The 20,657-nt window shown below is 64.8% G+C and carries 14 protein-coding genes; 8 read left to right on the top strand and 6 right to left on the bottom strand.

What is annotated here, in order from left to right; genetic code table 11:
• Positions 1–33 precede the first annotated feature (33 nt).
• From FKZ61_RS20640 to FKZ61_RS20615, 6 genes are all read left to right on the top strand, one after another.
• Positions 34–957: a carbohydrate ABC transporter permease gene (locus tag FKZ61_RS20640; RefSeq protein WP_141612040.1), complete on the top strand. Its 924-nt coding sequence runs from the start codon at positions 34–36 to the stop codon at positions 955–957.
• A gap of 87 nt (positions 958–1,044) precedes the next feature.
• Entirely contained in the window at positions 1,045–1,953 is a 909-nt protein-coding gene (locus FKZ61_RS20635; protein WP_141612039.1) for a carbohydrate ABC transporter permease, read from the top strand.
• Between the two features lie 7 nt (positions 1,954–1,960).
• Complete coding sequence (locus FKZ61_RS20630; RefSeq protein ID WP_141612038.1) at positions 1,961–2,605, top strand: Vgb family protein; 645 nt, start codon at positions 1,961–1,963, stop codon at positions 2,603–2,605.
• Positions 2,606–2,656: 51 nt separating this feature from the next.
• On the top strand, positions 2,657–3,931 hold the full coding sequence (locus tag FKZ61_RS20625; RefSeq protein WP_141612037.1) for an MFS transporter: 1,275 nt from the start codon (positions 2,657–2,659) through the stop codon (positions 3,929–3,931).
• Between the two features lie 24 nt (positions 3,932–3,955).
• Positions 3,956–4,780, top strand: a complete 825-nt coding sequence (locus tag FKZ61_RS20620) for a class I SAM-dependent methyltransferase (RefSeq protein ID WP_141612036.1) — start codon at positions 3,956–3,958, stop codon at positions 4,778–4,780.
• A 34-nt stretch (positions 4,781–4,814) separates the two neighbouring features.
• Positions 4,815–6,218: a hypothetical protein gene (locus tag FKZ61_RS20615; RefSeq protein ID WP_141612035.1), complete on the top strand. Its 1,404-nt coding sequence runs from the start codon at positions 4,815–4,817 to the stop codon at positions 6,216–6,218.
• A 26-nt stretch (positions 6,219–6,244) separates the two neighbouring features.
• Here the strand turns inward: FKZ61_RS20615 and FKZ61_RS20610 are convergent, their stop codons facing one another.
• Positions 6,245–6,478 carry a hypothetical protein gene (locus tag FKZ61_RS20610; protein WP_141612034.1) on the bottom strand — a complete coding sequence of 78 codons (234 nt, stop codon included), beginning with the start codon at positions 6,476–6,478 and terminating at the stop codon, positions 6,245–6,247.
• 287 nt (positions 6,479–6,765) lie between these two features.
• The gene (locus FKZ61_RS20605) at positions 6,766–7,677 is read right to left on the bottom strand and encodes an aminoglycoside phosphotransferase family protein (RefSeq protein WP_141612033.1); all 912 of its coding nucleotides are present in this window, start codon (positions 7,675–7,677) and stop codon (positions 6,766–6,768) included.
• A 465-nt stretch (positions 7,678–8,142) separates the two neighbouring features.
• Between FKZ61_RS20605 and FKZ61_RS20600 the strand changes: the two genes are divergently transcribed.
• A complete protein-coding gene (locus FKZ61_RS20600; protein ID WP_211358665.1) occupies positions 8,143–9,783 on the top strand; it encodes an McrB family protein in 1,641 nt (546 codons plus the stop codon).
• Positions 9,776–10,993: an McrC family protein gene (locus FKZ61_RS20595; protein ID WP_141612032.1), complete on the top strand. Its 1,218-nt coding sequence runs from the start codon at positions 9,776–9,778 to the stop codon at positions 10,991–10,993. The genes FKZ61_RS20600 and FKZ61_RS20595 overlap by 8 nt, the downstream gene beginning before the upstream one ends.
• Before the next feature lie 77 nt (positions 10,994–11,070).
• On the opposite strand, the gene FKZ61_RS20590 is transcribed toward FKZ61_RS20595, so the two are convergent.
• From FKZ61_RS20590 to FKZ61_RS20575, 4 genes are read right to left on the bottom strand one after another with little or no spacing between them, the layout of a single operon-like run.
• The gene (locus FKZ61_RS20590; RefSeq protein WP_141612031.1) at positions 11,071–13,797 is read right to left on the bottom strand and encodes a phospholipase D-like domain-containing anti-phage protein; all 2,727 of its coding nucleotides are present in this window, start codon (positions 13,795–13,797) and stop codon (positions 11,071–11,073) included.
• Between the two features lie 20 nt (positions 13,798–13,817).
• A complete protein-coding gene (locus FKZ61_RS20585) occupies positions 13,818–16,763 on the bottom strand; it encodes an anti-phage-associated DUF1156 domain-containing protein (protein WP_141612030.1) in 2,946 nt (981 codons plus the stop codon).
• Positions 16,760–17,473 (bottom strand): DUF3780 domain-containing protein, encoded by a 714-nt coding sequence (locus FKZ61_RS20580; protein ID WP_141612029.1) that lies wholly within the window; start codon positions 17,471–17,473, stop codon positions 16,760–16,762. Before FKZ61_RS20580 ends, FKZ61_RS20585 begins: the two co-directional genes overlap by 4 nt.
• Positions 17,470–20,550, bottom strand: coding sequence for a DUF499 domain-containing protein (locus tag FKZ61_RS20575; protein WP_211358664.1), 3,081 nt, complete (start codon positions 20,548–20,550; stop codon positions 17,470–17,472). The genes FKZ61_RS20580 and FKZ61_RS20575 overlap by 4 nt, the downstream gene beginning before the upstream one ends.
• Positions 20,551–20,657 lie beyond the last annotated feature (107 nt).

Raw genomic sequence — 20,657 nt, 5'->3', positions numbered from 1 at the left:
TCACCTGTTACGCTACACCAACCGAGTGACATGATGCAGACCCTATCCGCCCTTCTTCAACGCAAGCCCTTGACCTTACAGCAGCGGGAGCAGGTGGACTTCTACATCGCCATTGCGCCCTGGCTGATCGGCCTGATCTTCTTCACCGGCGGGCCTGTCCTGGCCTCCATCGCCTTCAGCTTCACCAACTGGACGGGGCTGACCACCCTGGAGTGGGTGGGGCTGGAGAACTTCCGCAAGCTGTTGTTCGAGGATGAGCTCTTCTGGACGGCCACCTACAACACCTTCTACTACTCCTTTGGGGCGGTGACCCTGGGCACCCTGGGCGCCCTGGTGGTGGCCCTGCTCTTGAACCAGAAGCTGCCCGGCACCACCCTTCTGCGGGTGGTCTACTACATGCCCTCCATCGCCAGCGGCGTGGCGGTGGCCATCCTCTGGATCTGGCTCTTCAACCCCCAGGTGGGGCTGGTCAACTACCTGCTTTCCCTGGTGGGGATCAAGGGGCCCTTGTGGCTGGCCAGCCAGCAGTGGGCCCTGCCGGCCCTGATCCTCAAGAGCACCTGGGGCATCGGCGCCAATATGATCATCATCCTGGCCGGCCTGCAGGGGATCCCCGTCTCCCTCTACGAGGCGGCCCGCATCGACGGGGCCAACCCCTGGCACGAGTTCCGGCACGTGACCATTCCCATGCTGTCGCCGGTGCTCTTCTTCGTGATCGTCATTTCCACCATCAACTCCTTCCAGATCCTGACCGATGTGCTGGTGATGACCCAGGGAGGCCCTGGGACGGCTACCTTTGTCTATGTCTACTACATCTACCAGGCGGCCTTCCAGTACCTGAAGATGGGCTACGCCTCGGCCCTGGCCTGGATCCTGTTTTTGATCATCCTGGCCCTGACCCTGCTCCAGCTTTGGGGCAGCAAGCGCTGGGTCTACTACGAAGGCGGCGAACGGTAAAGCGGGCCAGCCGCCGGTCGACGGCGATGGCGGGCGCACCGGCGCTGGCAGGAGAAGACGTCACAGAAGCGAGCGGAGTTGGATCTCATGAGTCAACTGTTAGCCACGGAGCAGGGGCAGGCCCGGCGGCCTGTGGTCACCACCCCCTGGTATCAGCGGAAGCGGACCCGGCGCCTGGTGGGGGCGGCTTTGAGCTATGCCCTCTTGTTGCCGGGGGCCTTTCTCTTCATGTTGCCCCTGTTGTGGATGCTCTCCACGGCCCTGAAGCCACCCAACCAGATTTTCGTCTACCCACCCCAGTGGATTCCGAATCCGCCCCAGTGGAGCAACTTTTGGGAGGGATGGACGGCGTACCTGCCCTTCAACCTCTTTTTGCGCAACTCCCTGATCATCACCACCAACAACATCATCGGCAACCTGGTTTCCTGCTGCCTGGCCGCCTACGGCTTTGCCCGGCTGCGGGCCCGGGGCAAGAATGTGCTCTTCGTGCTGGTGCTCTCCACCATGCTCCTGCCCTACGAGGTGACGGTGATCCCCCAGTATGTGCTCTTCACCAAGCTGGGCTGGAACAACACCTGGCTGCCGTTGATGGTGCCGCCCTGGTTCGGTTGGCCCTTTTTCATCTTCCTGTTGCGCCAGTTCTTCATGAGCATCCCCCACGAGCTGGACGAGGCAGCCCGGCTGGATGGGGCCTCTTCCTGGCGCATTTTGTGGAACATCATCCTGCCCCTCTCCAAGCCGGCCCTGGCCACGGTGGTGATCTTCGCCTTCATCGGCAACTGGAACAACTTCCTCTTCCCCCTGATCTACATCCGGGACACCAACAAGCAGGTGTTGGCGGTGGGGCTGAACATGTTCCGGGGTGCCTACGGCCAGATCGACTTCCACTACATGATGGCCGTCTCCCTCATCGTGCTCCTGCCTGTGCTCATCGTCTTCTTCTTCGGCCAGCGCCTCTTCGTCCAGGGCATCGCCCTCACCGGCATGAAAGGGTAATGCGACCATGCCCCAGCCCCGCTCGCCCTCGGTGGAGATCGTCTTCGATGCGCCAGGCCCCCAGCCCAACGGCATGCAGGCCACCAGGGACGGCCTCTGGATCCTGGACCAGGCCACTGGCCAGGTGGACCTGGTCTCCTACACCGGACAGGTGCTGCTCACCCTGCCCACGGCCTCGGATCGGGGCAGCGGCATCACCGACAGCGGCGACGCCCTCTGGATCGCGTCCACCTACAGCCGGGAGATCCTGAAGGTGGACCGCCAGAGTGGCGCCACCCTGGCCACCTTCGCTTCGCCGGGCGCTTCCCGCACCGGCGCCCACGGGCTGGAGTGGCGGGAAGGACGCCTCTGGATCGCCAACCCGCCCACGGCCACCATCTACCAGGTGGATGTGGACGGCTTTCAGGTCGTTCACCAGATCCCGGCGCCGGGCAATCGCCCCCATGGCCTGGCCTGGGAGGGGGACCATCTCTGGTGTGTGGAGACCAACCACCGGGCCATCTACCGCCTGGATCCCCGCACCGGCGCGCACCTGGCCCGGGTAGAGATCCCGGAGCCGTACCCCGAGCCCCACGGCATGACCCTGTGGGATGGCCGCTTCTGGTACTGCGACGCCCACACCCGGCAGGTCTGCACCCTGCCGGTGCCATGAAGCCAGACGCCGACGCCAAGACCCGCCTGCTGACGCTGAAACGAGCCCTCCATGGCCCGCATTGCCCGGGAAGACCCGGTACAGTCCAACCTGCGCTGGAATTTTTTCGTCAACCTGTGGGACATCTCCTTCATCACCCTGGGGCTGAGCCTGGTCTCCCGGGAGACGGTCATGCCTGCCCTGGTGAGTCAGCTCACCGACTCCAAGATCGCGGTGGGCCTGATTCCGGCGATCTTCACCCTGGGTTTCTACCTGCCTCAGCTCCTCATCGCCAACTATTCCGAGCGCCTCCGCTATAAGAAGCCCTTCGTGGCTTTTGTGGGCGGGTTGGGCGAACGGGTGCCCTACCTCCTCATCGCCCTGACCCTGTACTGGCTGGCGGAGAGCCGGCCGACGGCGACCCTGCTGCTCTTCTACCTTTTCCTGGTCACCGCGGCGGCCTCGGCCGGCTTTGCCACGCCCGCCTGGTTCGACATGATCGCCAAGGTCATCCCCGTCCAGCGTCGCGGCATCTGGTCTGGCCTGGGGCACGGCCTGGGCGCCCTGTTGGGCATCATCGGCGCCTACTTTGTGGGGCGCATCCTGGCCAGCTTTCCCTTTCCCCGCAACTTCAGCCTGCTCTTCGGCCTGGCTTTCGTGGTGGTGATGATCTCCTGGTGCGGCCTGATCCTGACCCGGGAACCCCCCAGCACCACGGTCAAGGAGCGGGTACCCTTGAGCCACTACCTGCGCCAGCTGCCGGCCATCCTGCGCCGGGACGGCAACTACCGCCGGTTTTTGCTGAGCCGCTCCATTGTCCAGCTGGGCACCATGGCTGGCGGCTTTTTCATGGTCTACGGCATCGAGCGCTTTGGGGTCGATGGGCGGGGTGTGGGCTTGCTGACCGGCGTCCTGGTGGCCGGCCAGGCCATCATGAACCTGCTCTGGGGCGTGGTGGGGGATCGGCGGGGCCACAAGACCGTGCTGGCCGGCGCCTCCCTGGCCATGTCGGTGGCGGTGCTGGCCGTCTGGCTGGCCCCTTCGGCTGCATGGCTGGTGCTGCCCTTCTTCCTGCTGGGCGCGTACATCGCCGCCGATGCCGTGTCCGGCCTCAACATCATCCTGGAGTTCTGTCCTCCGGAAGACCGGCCCACCTACATTGGGCTCACCAACACCCTGCTGGCTCCCCTGGTGACCGCCGCCCCCATCGTGGGCGGCTGGCTGGCCACTGTGGTGGGGTACCAGGGACTCTTCGGGGTAGCCCTGGCCGTCTCCCTGGTGGGTTCCTCCTTGCTGGCCCTGTGGGTGCGGGAGCCCCGGCGGCGGCTGGCGGTGACCCAGGCGTAAGTGGATTTTCCAAGGAGGCATGCAATGGACGAACTGGCTGCATACAACAAAGCCCGCTGGGAAGAGCTGGCCCAGGCCCGGGTGGTCTACACCCAGCCCTGGCTGGATTTGGATACCCGGACGGCGCGGCAACGGGTCGATCCCCACGGCGTGATGGGGGAGGTGCAGGGACTGGAGGTCCTCTGTCTGGCCGCCAGCGGAGGCCAGCAGTCGGCCGCCTTCGGCCTGCTGGGCGCCCGGGTCACCGTCTTCGACCTCTCCGAGACTCAACTGGCCCGGGATCAGGAGGCCGCCGCCCACTACGGCCTGGAGATCCGTACGGTGCAGGGGGACATGCGGGACCTCTCGGCCTTTCCCGATGGCTCCTTCGACCTGGTCTGGCACGCGTATTCCATCAACTTCGTGCCCCAGGTAGCGCCCGTGTTCCAGGAAGTGCGCCGCGTGTTACGGCCCGGCGGCCTCTACCGGATGGAATGGGCCAACCCCTTCACCCAGACCATCGACGAAGCCTCCTGGAATGGCGAAGGCTATCTCCTGCGCCATCTGTACCGGGACGGGGCCTGCCTGCAGGATCTGAACCCGACCTGGGACGCCTGGGATGTCTACGACGAGGACGGCACCCATCGCCGCATCGCCGGCCCCCGGGAGTACGTCCACACCCTCAGCACCGTGGTCAACGGGCTGGTCCGTCAGGGCTTTGTCATCATCCACGCCAGCGAAGCCCGGGAGGAGGAACCGGACCCGGCGCCGGGCAGTTGGGCCCACTTCACCCAGATCGCCCCACCCTGGCTGACCTTCTGGTGCCGCCTTCAGCCCAAAGCCCTGCCCCCAGGGCGGAGCGGTCTATGAAATGGAACCCATTCATCCCCAAAGGAACCAACCCATGTCCACCTCCAAACGCTTCCTCGGCATCACCGTCCTGAGCCCCTTCTTCCAGTACGAGGGAATCGAACCGGTGTTGGCAAATGTGATCGAGCGGGCCGGCGCCACCGCGGTGGCCTGCAACACCTCGGTCACCGCGCCCGGCGCGGAGGGCGAAGGCTCCTACCAGCCGCCCATCGACGCCGGCGCCAGCGTGCGCCTCTTCGACCGCCCCCTGTGGGGGAAGCAAGCCCTCTGGCTGCGCAGCGGACCGGGCCACCGGGCCAACCTGGACTACTTCGCCGATTCCCCCTACCAGCCCCGGGAGCCCAACGACCTGACCGAAAGCGAGGGGCCTGTCATCGGCCGGTTCATCGCCGCGGCCAAACAGGCCGGCCTCCAGGTCTACATCCAGACCGGCGCCACCCAGCCGCCCGGCCTGCGGGAGGAGGACCTGCCCCGGCTGCCCGACGGCCGGCTGCCCGAGGCCCGCATGGCCCACACCGGCAGCCTGGCCAGCCCGGCCATCCGGGCCTACAACCGGGCCTGGGTGCGGGACATCTTCGCCCAATACCCCCAGGTCGACGGCATCCGGCCCGACTGGCCCGAGTACCCTTGCTACAAGCTGGATGAGGCCTTCCAGGATTTCGGCGACCATGTGGCGGTTTGGGCCGCGGCCCACGGCTTCGACTTCCCCCGCATGCGGGAAGATGTGGCCCGCTTCTACCGCTACCTTCACGGCGGCGGGCTGAACAACGCCGACCTGGCCCAGTTCGCCAGCCCGGACCGGGGCAAGTTTGCCCTGCTCCAGCTCTTCAACCGCTTCCCCGGCGTGGTCGAATGGCTTCGCTGCAAGGCGGCCCTCTCCACCGACCTGTTGCGAGACTGGCACCAGGCCATCCGCCACTTCGGCGGGCCGGAGAAGGAGCTGGCGGCCAATGCCTTCATGCCGCCCTTCTCCCACCTCACCGGCCTGGACTTCCACGCCGCCGGTGCCTTCTGCGCTTCCATCGCGCCCAAGCTCTACACCATGCACTGGTCCTTGATGGTCCAGTTCTGGGGCGAGGTCCTGCTGGCCCGCAACCCGGGCCTGGACGAGGCGCTGCTGGTGCGGGCGCTGGTGAACCTGATGGACCTGGCCGACGGCGAGGAGGGGGGCACCCGGCTGGCGCACTACGGCTACCCGGCGCCCGACGAACCCCACCCCATCCCCAACGCGCCCCAGGTGCGCAAGATCCACCAGGTGCTCCATGCCGCCGGTGGGCGCACCCGCATCTACGCCCTGGTCCACGGCTACGGCCCCCTGGAAGATTTCCGCCGCCGGCTGCAGTTGGTCGCAGACAGTCCGGTGGACGGCGTCTGGATCAACCGGTACGGCTACCTGAGCGACGCCAAGCTGGACGCCATCGGCGAGATTTGGTCGTGACCTGGGGACGGGCAGCTGCCTGGGCTTCACGTTCGGGGCCAGGAGGACGTCGCCGCGCGGGAGGCCGGCCGGGTGGGGAATCCCCTGGGCCCCTGTCCTATCCAGGCCAGGCGGCGGGCCAGCAGACGGCCGAAACGGCGCCACACTCCCGGGCGTTCTCCCTGGCTCAGGCGGATCAGGGCATCCCGTTGGGCTTCCCGCAGCAGATCCTCATGGCGGCTCTGGAAGACGGCCGCGGCGACATGGGGATGGGTGAACATGGCGAACTCCTTCCTTCTGCTTGGGGCGCGGCCATGCCGGCCCTGGCTGACACCGACCTGCTCGAAGATTGCGCCATCGGTGCGGTCGGCGTAACATTACAGGGTCAAGCATAGCGAGTCTGGCCGCGACGGCCATCGCCCGGCGGATCAGGGGGGACCTGAACCATGGTACAGGGGAAGGAGTGCGGCAGTCGCCCAGCACAGATTGCAATCTGTCCTGGCGGGGGCCAAACCGGCTGAAGCCGGTTGGCTTACACGGAGCCGGGGGATTCATCCCCTGGCTGGAATCACATCAGCCCCGCCAGCAGTTCCGCGCAGGCCATGGCTGGCTCCCAGCCGTGGCCATGGTCCTCGTAGCTCCACCAGGCCGAGAGTACGGCCTGGGCCATGCCCCAGCCGAGGATCCGTTCCCGCTCCAGTTCCAAGATTTCCGCGAAGATGTGGATGCGCCGGGCCAGCGCGCGGGCCGGCTGGGGCCACGTGAGCAGGTCAGGCAGGGGGTTGCGCAGGAAGGCGCCGGGTTCGTAGGCCGGTTCCCCCACGATCCCTTTCGGGTCCAGAGCCAGCCACGGCCGGCGGGTGGACGCCAGGATGTTGTACTGGTGCAGGTCGCCGTGGAGCAGCACCGGCTCGGCCATGGACGCCAGGAACTCGGCGAAGATTCCTTCGGCGCGCGCCACCAGCTCGGGGGGAAAGGGGCCGGTGCCGCCCTGGAAATGGGCGCGCAGCCGGGCGAAGCCTGCGCCCCACGTGGCCACGGTAGGGAAGGGGTGGTCTGGGGGGATCGGGCGCCACAGCTCCCGCATCACCTGCGCGGCGATGGCCGTGGCCTGTTCGTCGTCCTCCAGGGTGATCAGCTCCGTTCCGGGCTGGAGCCGCTCCAGCAGCAGCGCACCCTGGGCTTCGTCCGCGTCCAGCAGGCGGGCGATGCCGTGGCCGTCGTAGAAGCGCAGCGCGGCGATCTCGCTGGACAGCTCGGCGGTGGGCACGCCCAGCTTGAGCACCAGCGGCGTGCCGTTCCGGTCCACGGCCGGGGCCACGTAGTTGTACGAGAGTCCGGGGAAGTGGGGCAACACCTGCAGGGACCAGCGTCGGGCGCACGCGTCCACCAGGCGGGGAAGCTCGCGCAGCCAGGCCTCGCCCCGGGGGCCGTGGAGCTCCACCATGCGCCGGGCGAAGTCGGTGGGGATGGGTTGCATGGATCTTCCTTTCGTGGGCTTGCCGCACGTTTACGCATCTGCCCCCGATGATACCCCATTCGCCCGGGATGGGAAACAGGACGGCGTGGCCCTGTCCGCTGGGGAGGGGCTGGTATCGTTTGGCGATTGTTCCAGCTTTGGCTATACTGAAGGCATTGTAATGTAAGCAATATGTTTGCCCTCCTGCCTTTCTGTTCCATATTTTGAAAACGATTTTGCCATGGACCCCCGACCCGGCACTCAACCAAGATCGACTGAAGGTATTTCATCTCCCGCATCCGCCTGGGATCTCTTCGCGGCAATCCTCCAGGAGTTCAGGTCTAGCTTCACTGCAGGAACCGCAGGTTTTGCCAGATTTTTCGCTGGGAATCCTCGCGCCCGCTGCATCTCTGCGGCAACCAAATGCTTTTTCCGTATCCTCGTCGAGAGCACACCCGCTACGGGCAGAAACTAGGAGCGTAACCCATGAGCGAGATGTTTACCTGGATCCCAATCTATCAGGAACTGGCAGACGTACTGCAAGAGTGGGAATCCAGGCAGCAGGAGCTCATTGCTTTCTTGGAAGAGCTACGCCAAAAAGGCCGGATCATGATTTCTTTGCAGGACAAAGACCAAGACGGGCGGCATTTCCCCCTCCAGGAAATTGATCCTTTCACCTTCTACGCCGTCTTCAACCGAGGCATCACTGACGAAAACCGCAAGGCTATTCTGGCCGATATCAAGGATTTCTTCGGCCTAATCCGCCCGATACCCGAGGATTTTGCCGGCATCCCGGTAGCCAGCAACATGTCATCTTGGTTCTTTTCACGTAAGGCCGAACGCAAAGCCGGGGACATTGCCAAACTTTGGCAGGTCTTCCGTCTAGCATTGCGGGACAATGCCCGGAACGATGACGCCTTCTGGGCCGCTTTCGACGCAGCCTTGGAAGTACGTCGCGTGAATCTCAACCTGACTATGGGACTCTTCTGGATCCGGCCGTATACCTTCCTCAGCCTGGACAGTGTCAATTGTCAGTTTTTGGGAATCAAGCTGCCAAGCAAGTTGTCAGCCAGGTATTACCGGGAGCTCCTTGAAGAGGTCAGCAAACAAGGTCGTTCCTTTCCCGAGCTGTCGCTGGCGGCCTGGCAGGCTACACTGCAGTCTCGCCAGGGGAAAGAACCAAAAGCCTCTGGGACGCCGGCCGTCAGCGCTGTGGACTACACGCCGGTAGAGGACAGCTACCTGGATATGGGCGCCGAGGGGGATGAAGAGGATGAAACAGAACGAAATCCTGAGTATTCCTTTGAGCAGATGGTTGCTGATACCGGCCTCGACCAGTTTACCCTGGCCCGTTGGGTAAGGGCCATCGAACGCAAAAAACAGGCCATCCTCTATGGGCCTCCGGGGACAGGTAAGACCTTCCTGGCTGAACGGCTGGCTTCCTACCTGGTGAGCGGGGGCAATGGCCTTGTGGAGCTGGTGCAGTTTCACCCTGCCTACACCTACGAGGATTTCATCCAGGGGATTCGTCCAGAAAGCGACGGCGATCGCCTGCGCTATCCCCTGAAACCGGGGCGTTTCCTCAATTTCATCGTCCGGGCCCGAGAACGCACGGGCAAAAGTGTGCTCATCATCGACGAGATCAACCGGGCAAACCTGGCCCGGGTCTTCGGCGAACTTATGTATCTCCTGGAGTACCGCGACCGGGAGATCCCACTGGCCGGTGGAGGTACACTGCGTATCCCCGACAACGTGCGCATCATCGGCACTATGAATACCGCCGACCGCTCCATTGCCCTGGTGGACCATGCCCTGCGCCGCCGGTTTGCCTTCCTCGCCCTGTGGCCGGACGAGCAACTTCTGCGCTACTACCACCAACGCGAGGGAACGGGTTTCCCTGTCGACGGATTGATCCAGGTCCTGCGCCGGTTGAATAACACCATCGGCGACCGCCACTATGCGGTGGGCATCAGCTATTTCCTGCGCAAAGATCTGAGTACCCAGCTCGAAGACATCTGGCGCATGGAGATCGAACCCTACCTGGAGGAGTACTTCTTCGACCAGCCGGAAAAGGTCGATGCCTTCCGGTGGGAGCGCATCCAACGGGAGGTACTCCCCAATGCATGAGGCCCCTCACATCGTGACGTTGACCGAGCATGACTCCGTCCTGCTGCCCGTTCAAGCCCTTTCGGATGAGGAAGCCCAACGGCTGGATGAGAGATACAGGGACCAGATCCAGGTGGAGCCGCCCAGCTTCCGCACGGAACACCAGTGGCGGATCACTGCCCAGAGCTGGGTAGGCTTCATCCCCTTGACAGCCGATCTTGCCTTCCGTCTCCAGCCCAAGGTGCCTCTGCGTAGCCTCTTTGGCATGTGGGAGTATGCCTACAGGATCAAGAGCTTCCACTTCCTGGATGAGCTGATCGGCGTGGCCGCGCTAGAGGCGTTCTACGAACAGCTGGCCCTGATCCTGGCCCGGCGTGTGCTGGATCGCCTGCAAAAGGGCCTGCACCGGACCTACCTCTCCTGCCACCAGCGGTTGTCTTACGTCCGGGGGAGCCTGGACATCGGCCAAATGGCGCGTCGGCCTTGGGACGTGAGCCTCCCCTGTGACTTCCAGGAGCATACAGCCGACATCGAGGACAACCAGATCCTGACCTACACCCTCTGGCGCATTCTCAGCAGCGGCATTTGCAGCGAGCGGGTGCTCCCTACCGTGCGCAACGCGTATCGAGGCCTTCTGGCCATGACCACATTTCGGCCTGTCCACCCCAATGCCTGTGGAAATCGTCGCTACCACCGCCTGAACCAGGACTATCATCCCCTGCACGCCCTGAGTCGCTTCTTCCTGGAGCAGAGCGGCCCCACCCACCGGGTAGGGGATCGCCAGATCATGCCTTTCCTGGTGGATATGGCCCGCCTGTTCGAGCTCTTTGTGGCCGAATGGCTCAAGGCCCACCTGCCCCTGGGATGGCAGGTACAGGCACAGGAGCGGATCGCCTTTGGCCAAGGGCAAAATCAGAGCTTCCAGATCGATCTGGTGCTGCGCAGGCTGGACACGGGCGAAGCAGTCATGGTGTTGGACACCAAGTACAAGGACCCCCGCAGCCCGGCCACGGGAGATGTGGAGCAGGTAGTGGCCTACGCGGAGGCCCTGGGCTGCCAACACGCGGTCCTGATCTACCCCACCGATCTAGCCCAACCCCTGGACACCGTGATCGGCGAGATCCACGTGCGTACGTTGACCTTCAACCTGGCCGCTGATCTGGAGACGGCCGGGCAGCGGTTCCTGGAGCGCCTCCTGGCCGCCGCGCCCGGATGGATTCTATGCCCATAGGCCCGCTCGGACCCCTTTGAGTCCACCTCCGTGGGTGTGGGCGCGCAGAGAAGCGGCGGACTCTTTGTGCGCCGCGCTCACCCCCACCCTTGGCGCAGACGGGCGGCAATGGCGTCCTGGGCCAGGACCTGGGCACAGGATTCCCAATGGATGGGCTGGTACTGGGTGTAGCGCAGATCGAAGGGGTGTTGTTGGGGCACGCTGTCGATGATCCGCCGGGCCTGCTCCATGTCCTGCATGGCCGCGGCGATCCACGCGTCCTCCAACACGTCGGGAAGCTGGCCGAACAGCCCGTAGATGTGCTGTAGCCGTGTAGAGAGAAGCTGGTGAACCCGGTCCTCCACCGAATCCTTGTAGCGCAGGTTGCAGATGTAGACCGGATTGTACACCTGGCCGATGCGCTGGATGCGGCCTTTTCGCTGTTCCAGGCGGGTCGGGTTCCAGGGAAGGTCCAGGTTGATCAGGGATCCCAGCCGTTGTAGATTCAAGCCCTCACTGGCCGCGTCGGTACCCAGCAGCAGGCGGATCTCCCGCCGGGCTACCATCTGCTTGATCTCCTCCCGAGGCCGAGGCGTACACTCTCCCCCCAGATAGAGACCAGAAGCCTGGGGACCGGAGTAGACCCCAATGACCTCTGAAGGGAGTTCCTGGGTCAGCTTCTCGGCCAGCCAGCGGATGGAATCGAAGTACTGGCTGAAGATGATGCAGCCTCGATGTAGCCAGCCGTACTCCAGCAGATACCGGCGCACGGCCGCGTACTTGGGGTCTTCCTCATGGGGGATGGAAAGGGCCTTGAGAAAACGGCGCAGCAGCTCCTGTTCGAAAGGCGTGAGAGAGCGGGCCAGGGAGGTCTCCTCGCCGTCCTCCTCCTCGTCCTCCTCCCATTCTGCTTCCAGCGCCTGCCAGCCATCCAGGATGCGCCTGGCCGTCTGCTGCCCCGCGTAGATGGAGCTCCCCGTCCGCCGCAGCAACAGGGTCTTGAGAAAGCCGCTGGCCTGCATCCGCTCGCCCAGGGAACGGCAGAACATCTCGGCCAGCTCATAAGCTTCCCGCAGGTGAGGAGGCAAGAGCAGCGCCTCGTGTTCCCCCTCGCCGAACAACCGGATCTGGATGGGCTGAAGCAGGGGCTCCCCGGTCTCCGGATCCCGCTGTTGCTCCAATTGCGTCCGGGTACGCCGCACAATACGGCGGATGAATGGGTTGTGGAGGCGGAAAAGATCATCCCGAGAGCGGCGTAGATGCTGGCGGGTAGGCGGTCGCAGCCTGTCGAAGGTATCCCCGGGCGCGACGGCCACCTGGTCGGGGAGGTCCAGATCCCGGCGCAGGCGCTCGAAGAGCCGCCCTTCGGACTTGGGTGGCAACGGGTTCCGCACCCACTCCCAGAGCTCCGTCTCGTTGGCGGGCGGTGTTTCACTCCCCATGACCAGAGCCAGTCCCCGGAGAGGATAGCGACGCCAGAAACTGAACTCGTTGCCCAGCACCGAATCGTCCCCTCGGGCCAGAACGTCCAACAGATCCCAGGCCTCGATGGGATGGAGCTGGACCGGGGTGGCCGTAGCCAGCAACAAACTCCGGGTGCGGGGCGCGATCTCCTGCATGAAGCGCAGCAGGTTGTTGGGATCGACCTTCTCCTGGGGGCGATGCAGGTTGCGACGCCGGGCCCGGTGCGCCTCGTCCAGGATCACACAGTCGTACTCCAGGCTCAACAGATCCTGGCAGATGGCCGAGCGACGGGTGATCAACCCCGCGGAGACAAGACCCACCCGCCGCGGACAACGTCGAATCGGGAAGGGGTGCTCCACCCCCTGCTCATCCAGCCACACTTTCCCAGTCCACACCGCGGACGGCATGGCCAGCAGATCCCACATCTCTGCCTGCCACTGGCGCAAGAGCGTCTTGGGCGCCAGGATCAGGATGGGGCGTTCCCCGCTCAGGCCGATGAGCAAGGCCGTCAGGGCCAACTGCAGGGTCTTGCCCAACCCCACCTGATCCGCCAACACAAAACGGGCCTTGCCCCAGGGACCGTAATGGGCGTCGTAGGCCAGCTTGACGAAGTATTTCTGGTGGGGCCAGAGCCCGTTTTCCCGGCGGTAGACCGGGCTCTCCACCACGGCCGGCCCCGGATCCGGGGCCTGGAACGGCTCTTCGGCCTCATGCGCCGTTTCGAACCACTGGTCCACCTGGTAGAGGACCCGACGCCGGGCCAGGCGGCCGATGTCCTCCACAACTGCCTCGGCCAGGGGGAAAGCGTAGGGGGAACCCCACAGGGCGTCGAACTCCTCCTGGACCCAGGCCACTGCCTCGGGTGAATCGTCCTCCCACAGCAGCTCGTAGTTCAGACGCCAGGCCTCTCGGGTCTCGTTGGTGCTGCCCAGGAATGCCACCTGGCGACCGTCGGCCAGGGTGATCACCCCCGCCTTGCCGTGGATGAGGCCGAAGGCGTGGTTGGGCAGCACCCGCACCTGGAGCTTCTCCTCGCACAGGAAGCGATACAACCGGGCAAAGCGTTCCCGGGCCGGGCCGTCGTGAGGCGGCTCCACCAGGCGCTCCGGCCCATGGCTCATCCACTCCCGGCGCATGGCCAGTTTGGCAGCCTGGGCCGTCTGGACATCCAGGGGGCTCAGGTCCGAATTGCACACCACCCGGATGGGACCTTGGACGGACTCCAGGGTCTCCCCGGCTATCTCCAGCAGGGAAGAGCGGAAGTAGCCCGCGATGCGGTCGTAGGCCCGGGCCCCCTGCAGGCGGCGGCACAGATAGGAGCGATCCAGAGGGTGACGGCGAGAGGAGAAGCGTTGGATCATGGGATCTAGGAAGCTTTGGACTAGAGATGATCGTTGCGCACCAGGGTCGCCACCATGTGGGCTGCCTCTGCGTCCTTACGCCAGTGGGTCATGTGGGAGACCTGCCGCAGGCCGGCCAGGTAGTCCAACAGCATGAGCAGCCGCTCCCGCACTTCCCAGTAGTTGCTCAACTCCGTCTTGAGATAGTTGAAGCCGGCCCGGGGGTCGTCCTCCTTCACGGCCAGGTAGACCGCGAAGAGCACCTGTCGCAGCAGGGTGTTGCCGAAGCCATCCGAGCGAAGACCCTGGCGGCCGAACTCAGAGGCCGTCTTGACCCGGGTCTGGTTGGCCTTGCTGTCGGCCAGGAACTGGGTGTAGTCCACCGCGCCGAAGCCCCGGGCCAGCTCCTGGTAGACGCCGTTGCGGTACTCGCCGTGGGATTCCACCTCCAGGGCTTTCAGGTAGAAGCGCTCCATGGGATCCAGCCGTTTCCACCGGGTCGCGTCCAGGCCGTGGGGCACCAAATGATCGCAGGCGATCTTGACCGCCTGGCGGATGAGGGTCTCCACCGGATTCTCCTCGTCCGGCCCGCGCACCCGGCGGATCTCTCGGGCCGGGTCGATGTCCTCGATGGGCTGGGCGGTGAGCACCCGCAGGGCCGCGGCGTAGGCGGCCAACTGGTAGTCCGCGTCGCCGAAGTGGGGCTCGCTGGCGTTGTCCAGCGCGGCCATGGTGTCCAGTTGACGGCGTACCTCCTGTTCCATGAGGGGGGCCACCTCGTAGAGGAAGAGAGGCGCCTGGTCGGTGCGCTTGCGGCAGACCAGCAGGACGGTGCCCTGCACGTAGTTACCCTCCCGCATGGCGGTGTCGGTTTCGGTGGCGATGGTCCAGGCCGCGGTGACGCGCAGGCCGGCCGCCCAGAGGATCATGGACAGGTCGGCCCAGACGGCGGCGTCCTGGTGGGTGAACATGACCACCTGCATACCGTCGTCGGGCATGTGCTCGGTCAGGTTGCGGTAGGCTTGCACCATGCTCTGGCGGAAGGCGACCGGGTCGTCGCCGCGGATGGCTAGGGCGCGCTTGGAATCCGCGTACCAGTCGGGGAAGAGGCGGGGCAGGTGCTTTTCGTACCAGGCCAGGAAGAACTCGCTCAACTCGTGGTAGTTGATCGCGTCGGCGTAAGGCGGGTCGGTGATCCAGAAAGAACATTCTACTGTTTGGTTGCTAGCATCTGATGGAAAAACAACCTTTTCAGTTAAAATGCTGTAGCCAGACCAATTGCGACACAGGGAACCACCTAAAGGAACTGTCGGCCGCACACCATAGTTATAAAAAGTGTTCAAGGCCTGATTGTAGAAACTTTGTGCGATCGAACCTATGCCACCACTGCGTGCGATATTAGGAATCCATTGAGACAATCTAGAATTCCAATTTGCTGCATAACCCACAGACAAAAGGATGCCAACTGATGCTTCTGGTCCAAATTTATGGTTTCTGAATGCTGTTGCTAAAAATAACCCATGCACCAACAACTGCCGCGGCGTGAAGAGGTGATGCCAGTAGGTCCAGCCGCGTGTGCGGATGGGTTCGTCAGTTTTGTCTCCCGGTGCGATGGGGCGGCTGGGAATGTAGCCTTTCGCCTGCCATTCGTGGAAGCGTTCACGCAGGAGCGCCAGCACCTTGGCTTCACGCGCCAGGTCAGCGGGCGTGGGCGCGCGGTAGTGGCGGCGGGTCTGCTCGCGCCCCTGCTCGTCCACCCAGGTTTCCACCCAGCGGATGCAGTAAAGCCGTTCCTGGAACACGTCGTCGGGGCGGGGTACCAGGTCGTCGTTTTCCCACATCCGCAAGTTGCGCCGCACCACGTCCATGGGGGTGTCCACGCCGCAGTGGGGGCAGTGCAGGCGGGAGTTCTTGACCGTGCCGGCGGCTTTGGCGGCTTTCATCCGTGCCTCGCTCACGCCTTCGTGGATTTCAATCTCGAAGCGGCGGTGGGCTTCATCCGGCACCAGTTCGGCAACCACGTGGTACTTTTCGGCAATCACCCAGTTGGGGGCGAGCGGCACCAGCCAGCCGCATTCGGGGCAACGGGCTTCTGTGCAGTAGAGGTAGGCGTCGGCGCGCCAGCCCTGCTCGTTGTGCTCGATGCCCCAGGCGGTGATCTGCTCGTCCACGGCGCGGAAGACTTCTTCCTGCGCCCGGCGTACCTGTTCGGCCACGTCTTCCCCGCCGCCGACGATGTGGAGCGCAGCCCAGGTGAGCAGGGCGGCCACGGGGTTCAGGTCGGATGCGTAGACGTCGCAGCCGAGGCGGGCGGCTTCAAAGGGCACACTGCCGCCGCCGCAAAAGGCGTCGCCGACGCGCGGGCGGTGCCCGAAGCGGCGTGCGCCCAGTTCCTGCACCAGTTCGGGCAGGCTGTGGGCGTGGGTGCCCAGGTGGGCGTTGATCTCGTTCCAGGCGTCGGGCGCGGGGCCTTCGATCTGCTCCGGGCGGCGGCAGTAGCGCAGTTTTTCGGCGTAGGGCAGGCGCGCGAAGACCAGCCGTTGCAGTTCTTCGCGTTCTTCGCGGGAGAGGCGTTTCAGCGTCCAGTTGCCTGCTTTGTCCTGTTCGGCAAAGCGGCGGCGCACCGAGGGGGGCATGTTGCTCAGTTCCGCCAGCAGGGCTTTGCCGGGGATGTTCTTGTCCTTGCGCCGCCAAAGCCCCGCGTCGTCCATGGTCATCAGCTTCAGGAAGATCTCCATGTCCTTTTTGGGGTCATCCGTGGTGGGCAGGAGCAACCCCAGCAGGACGGCGCGCACCAGCACCAGGGGCTTGCGCCCCCACCATTTGCCCAGCCCGGTCAGCGTCTGGCTCGCACCGGCGCTGCGTTCCTTGTAGGCTTCGGCGCTCAGCTTGGCCACGGGGAATTGGGTTTCGATGAAGGTGGGCCGTTGGGCCCAATCCGGGGCCGGCCCGGCGGCGGTTCGGGTGGGCAGGGGTTCGGGGGTCATCGGTCGTCCTCCTCGTCTTGCGTCAGATCAGGGTCTGGCTCGAGCAGATCCGCGTCCAGGTCGTCGGGGGGCGCATCCCGTTCCAGCAGGAAATGGGCCTGGGGGCCGGCCTCGGCCCGGCGGTAGAACTCGGGCATGGTGGGCCGGGCCACCGAATCGGTGGTCACCGGGTTTTCGGTCAACGCGTAGCGGACGGCCTTGCGCCACCCCTTGCCCCGATCGTTGAGGCCGTGGCCGGTGGCGGCCGCGGTCTGGGTGTAGAGCCACCAGCGCTCCTCGGGGTAGAGGCCCTGCCAGTTGGCGATCGCGTTGGGGATCAGGCTCGGGTCCGCGTCCTCGATGGCCCAGACCAGGAGCACCAGCTCCTTGCCCATCTCCCGGCGCACCAGGTTGGGCCCCAGGCGCCAGCTTCCGGTGCGCAGGCCCATGCGCTTCAGGCGGCGGTTGAACTCCACCCGCACCACGTCCGCGATGGCGTCCCACTTGGGCCGGGCCAACACCGCCCGGATCTGGCCGTCCGGCGCCTGGCCGGTGGTCACCGGGCTGGAACCGGTCCGCTCGTCCCAGCTCAGGTGTTCGCTGATCTGGATCTCGCGCTGTGCGCCTCGGGGGATGTAGACCACAAAGTGGTGGCGGCTCTCCTCCGGGTCGAAGCCAAAGGAGCGGGCCACCAGGGTCCAGGGGTTGACCGTGGTGGTGGAGCCACTCATTGGCGCACCTCTCCGGGCTGCAGATCGGTGCGCACGTGGGCCACCCAGTCCAACAGGTCCTGGCCGGTGGGGAAATGCAGTGCCGTCACCTCCAGCTTGACCTGGCCTTCCCGTTGGATGTCGCGCAGGGCGTCCAGCAGTGTGCGCAGGGCCGGCACCTCCAGGATCTTGTTCTCGTGGGTGGTAAGCTCCACCCACTCCTGGGACGAGCCGCCGTCGATGGTGACGGTGGGTCCGGCCGGTTGGGCCCGGTAGCGTTTCCAGATCTCCAGGGCCTGGTAGGTCTCCTGGGTGGTCTGGAAGCTCAGGCGACGCCGCAGCACCGCGGGGAGCACGGGATCGATCTTCACGTCCTCGTCCCGTTCCCAGTCGATGGGCACCCGCAACACCTCCGAGCCGATGCCGTCCCGCTCCGCGTAGGCCAGGACCAGGGGCGCACCCCGGGGAATGATGAAGGGGCCGTCGTAGGCCGCGCCCAGGTGTTTGGGATCCGAGCCGTCGGTGGTGTAGCGGATGGCGGCCGGGGGCGCTGCCTGCAGCTCCATGCGCTTGTCTGCGCCGTCCTGGAAGATGCGATACTTCAGGGTGATGCGATTGGTCCAGGTCACCGGGTCGCCGGTCTCGTGCACGCCGGTGGAGTCCACGCACAGGAAGGAAAGCCGCAGTTCCCGGGTGGTCAGCTCGTTGCCCTCCAGGCGGGCCGAGGCGGTGGTGGCCTCCGCGCCCACATCCCAGTAGATGGTGTCGCCGTGGACCGGCTTCACCCGCAGGCGCACCTCGCCGGTATCGTCGTCCCGGCTCAGCTCCTGGATGGAAACGGTGGTCTTGGGCTGGGGGAACGGCCCCTTGTTGATGAAGCCGCCCTCCTCCCGCCACAGGTCCTTGTAGAGGCATTCGTCCTTGAGGCGATCCAGGGCATCGGGCCGGTGCCAGGGCCAGGCCGGTGTGGTGGCCGCGCGACGCTTGATCTCGCCCCACTTCATGCTCTGCTGGGTGAAGAGCCGCATCTCCACCATCTTGCGGAAATTGTCCCCCGAGACCCGGTCGATGAACTTCATCTTCTCCTTGAGCAGGGCGGTGATCTGGTCCTCTCCGTCGTAGCGGTTGCCCTCGAAACGCATGAGGAAACCCGCGCCCATCAGGCCGTTGGCGATGGGGTACCAGAGGTTGGTAAAGGTCTCGCGGACGGCCGAGTGGAAGGTCTGACGCACCCGGTCGGCCAGATCCCGGGCCTGGACCATTTGGGGATCGCTATCGGGCGTGCCCTCCGCGCGCAGCTCTTCCAGGATGTGCTGGATGGCCTTCAGACGTTTGCCCACGTCGATGAGCAGGGCGTAGGTGTTGCGGGATCCCGTCAGGATGCCGATCCGATTCTTCCAGGGGGTGTCCTCGTAGAACCGGAGCAACTCCGGGCGCAACCCCTGGCCGCCGGCGTAGGGCTCCACAACGACCAGGGTCACCCGGTCCTGTTCCAGCTCGATCTCGTCCATGGCGGGAAGGACCAGGATGCGCTGGTAACACCAACCGGTCTGGGGCTGGAAGATCTCCTTCAGCCGGTCGCGCAGTTCCTGCAGGGCCTGGTCGGGCACATAGGCTTTGACCAGGGATTCCAGCTTGGCGTTCAGGTTCTGGATATGGCGGAAGTAGAGCTTGCCATCCCGGGTGCTGTGGAGGTACCAGGCCTGGGTGGCCAATCGGTCCAGCACATCCACCTTGAGGCGGGAGATGTCCCGACCCGGCTCGCACAGATAGGCCACGATCTCGGGAATGGAGAGACCCAGGACCGCGTTGGGCACGTTGGCCAAGGACGCCATGAAGATGAGCTTGGCCGCGTCGGTCGCGTCGGTGGATCCCAACTCCGCGTCCAGCTTTTCTGCCACCGCAGTGCCCTCGGAAGCGATGTCGTGGGCGATGGCGTTTTCCAGGGTGCTGTTGATCTGGTTGATCTCGGCCCGGATCTCCTGGTCGTTCAGGTCCAGGTCGTGGGCGGCGATCAGATACTTGCGCTTGGCCAGCCCGGTGTTCCAGAGGCGGGCGGCCACCATACGCATGAGGCGAATCAGCCCCCGGGTCTGCTGGAAGCCGGGATTTTCCCGAAAGCGGGCATAGAGGTCCCGGATGCCCGGATGGAAGGGGTAGGAGGACACAACCTGGGACGCGAACTCCTCGGGCGACTCGCCGGTCAAGTCCATCTGGCGGGCCTTGCGCAGGGCCTCCGCGTAGCCTTGGGCCACCTGCTCGATGGTGGCCTCATCGGGCCAGGCCTGGAAGATGCGCTTGCGCAGGATGTGATAGAGTTCATCCGAGTTCAGCCGTACCGGCTCCAGGGTCATGGCGCTGCGGTGGGTTTCGTTCTCCACGTCCCGCAGCACATCCGCGATCTGGGCGCTGCCCCGTTCATAGGACGAGGCCAGGTCGGTCAACACCAGGCACACCCGTTCGCAGGCCGGCCGCCCGATGGCCACCAGGAGATTGGAGAGAGCGGTTGCCGTCACCTCGGCCAAGTCCGAATTGCCGATGGCCACCGAACGGGCGTACTGGAAGTAGGGCGGCAGCTCGTCCAAGAGGATGAGCACGGTCTTGCCGGCGAAGAGGGATTCCCAGGCCTTCTGGCCCGGCGCGCGGAGGGGCTTGTAGTGATCTTGGAAGTGGTCCAGTTTGCCCATCTGTTCGGCCAGGGCGCCCCACAGGCCATAGGGGTAGTCCACCTCACGTCCGCTGAAGGCAATGACCTGCACCGGTCCCAGGTCAGGGTCGGGGTGATAGAACGTCCCCATCACCGGATCCCGGTATTCGGGATGGCGGGCCAGAAGCCCCAAAGCCAGCAGGTTGTGGGTTTTGCCGCCACCCATGGCCTGCTTGAGCTTGAAGATGCCCTGGTCGGATTTGCCCTCGAGTCGCCGGAAGGCATGTTCCAGCAGGACGCGCATTCCCTCGGTGATGTAGTTCTCCTCGAAGAACTGGGCCGGGTCGATGGTCCCTTCAACCAGATCGCGCAGGTCGAGCACTGTGTCCCGCTTCTGGGGATCGAAGATCGTGGGCCGGGGGATGCACAGGTCGTACAGAGATTTCATCATGGTCTTGCTCTCTCAGGTACCGGTGAGGAAGGAGAGGGTGAACGGCAGACAACGAACCATCGAGGTGTAGTTTGCCCAAGATGGCTAAAGATTGGTTGGGCCCAGTA

The sequence above is a fragment of the Litorilinea aerophila genome (assembly GCF_006569185.2).
In the GTDB taxonomy this organism is placed as follows: Bacteria; Chloroflexota; Anaerolineae; order Caldilineales; family Caldilineaceae; genus Litorilinea; species Litorilinea aerophila.
The sequence above is the reverse complement of the archived record's forward strand: the minus strand, read 5'-3'. Positions and strand labels throughout refer to the sequence as shown.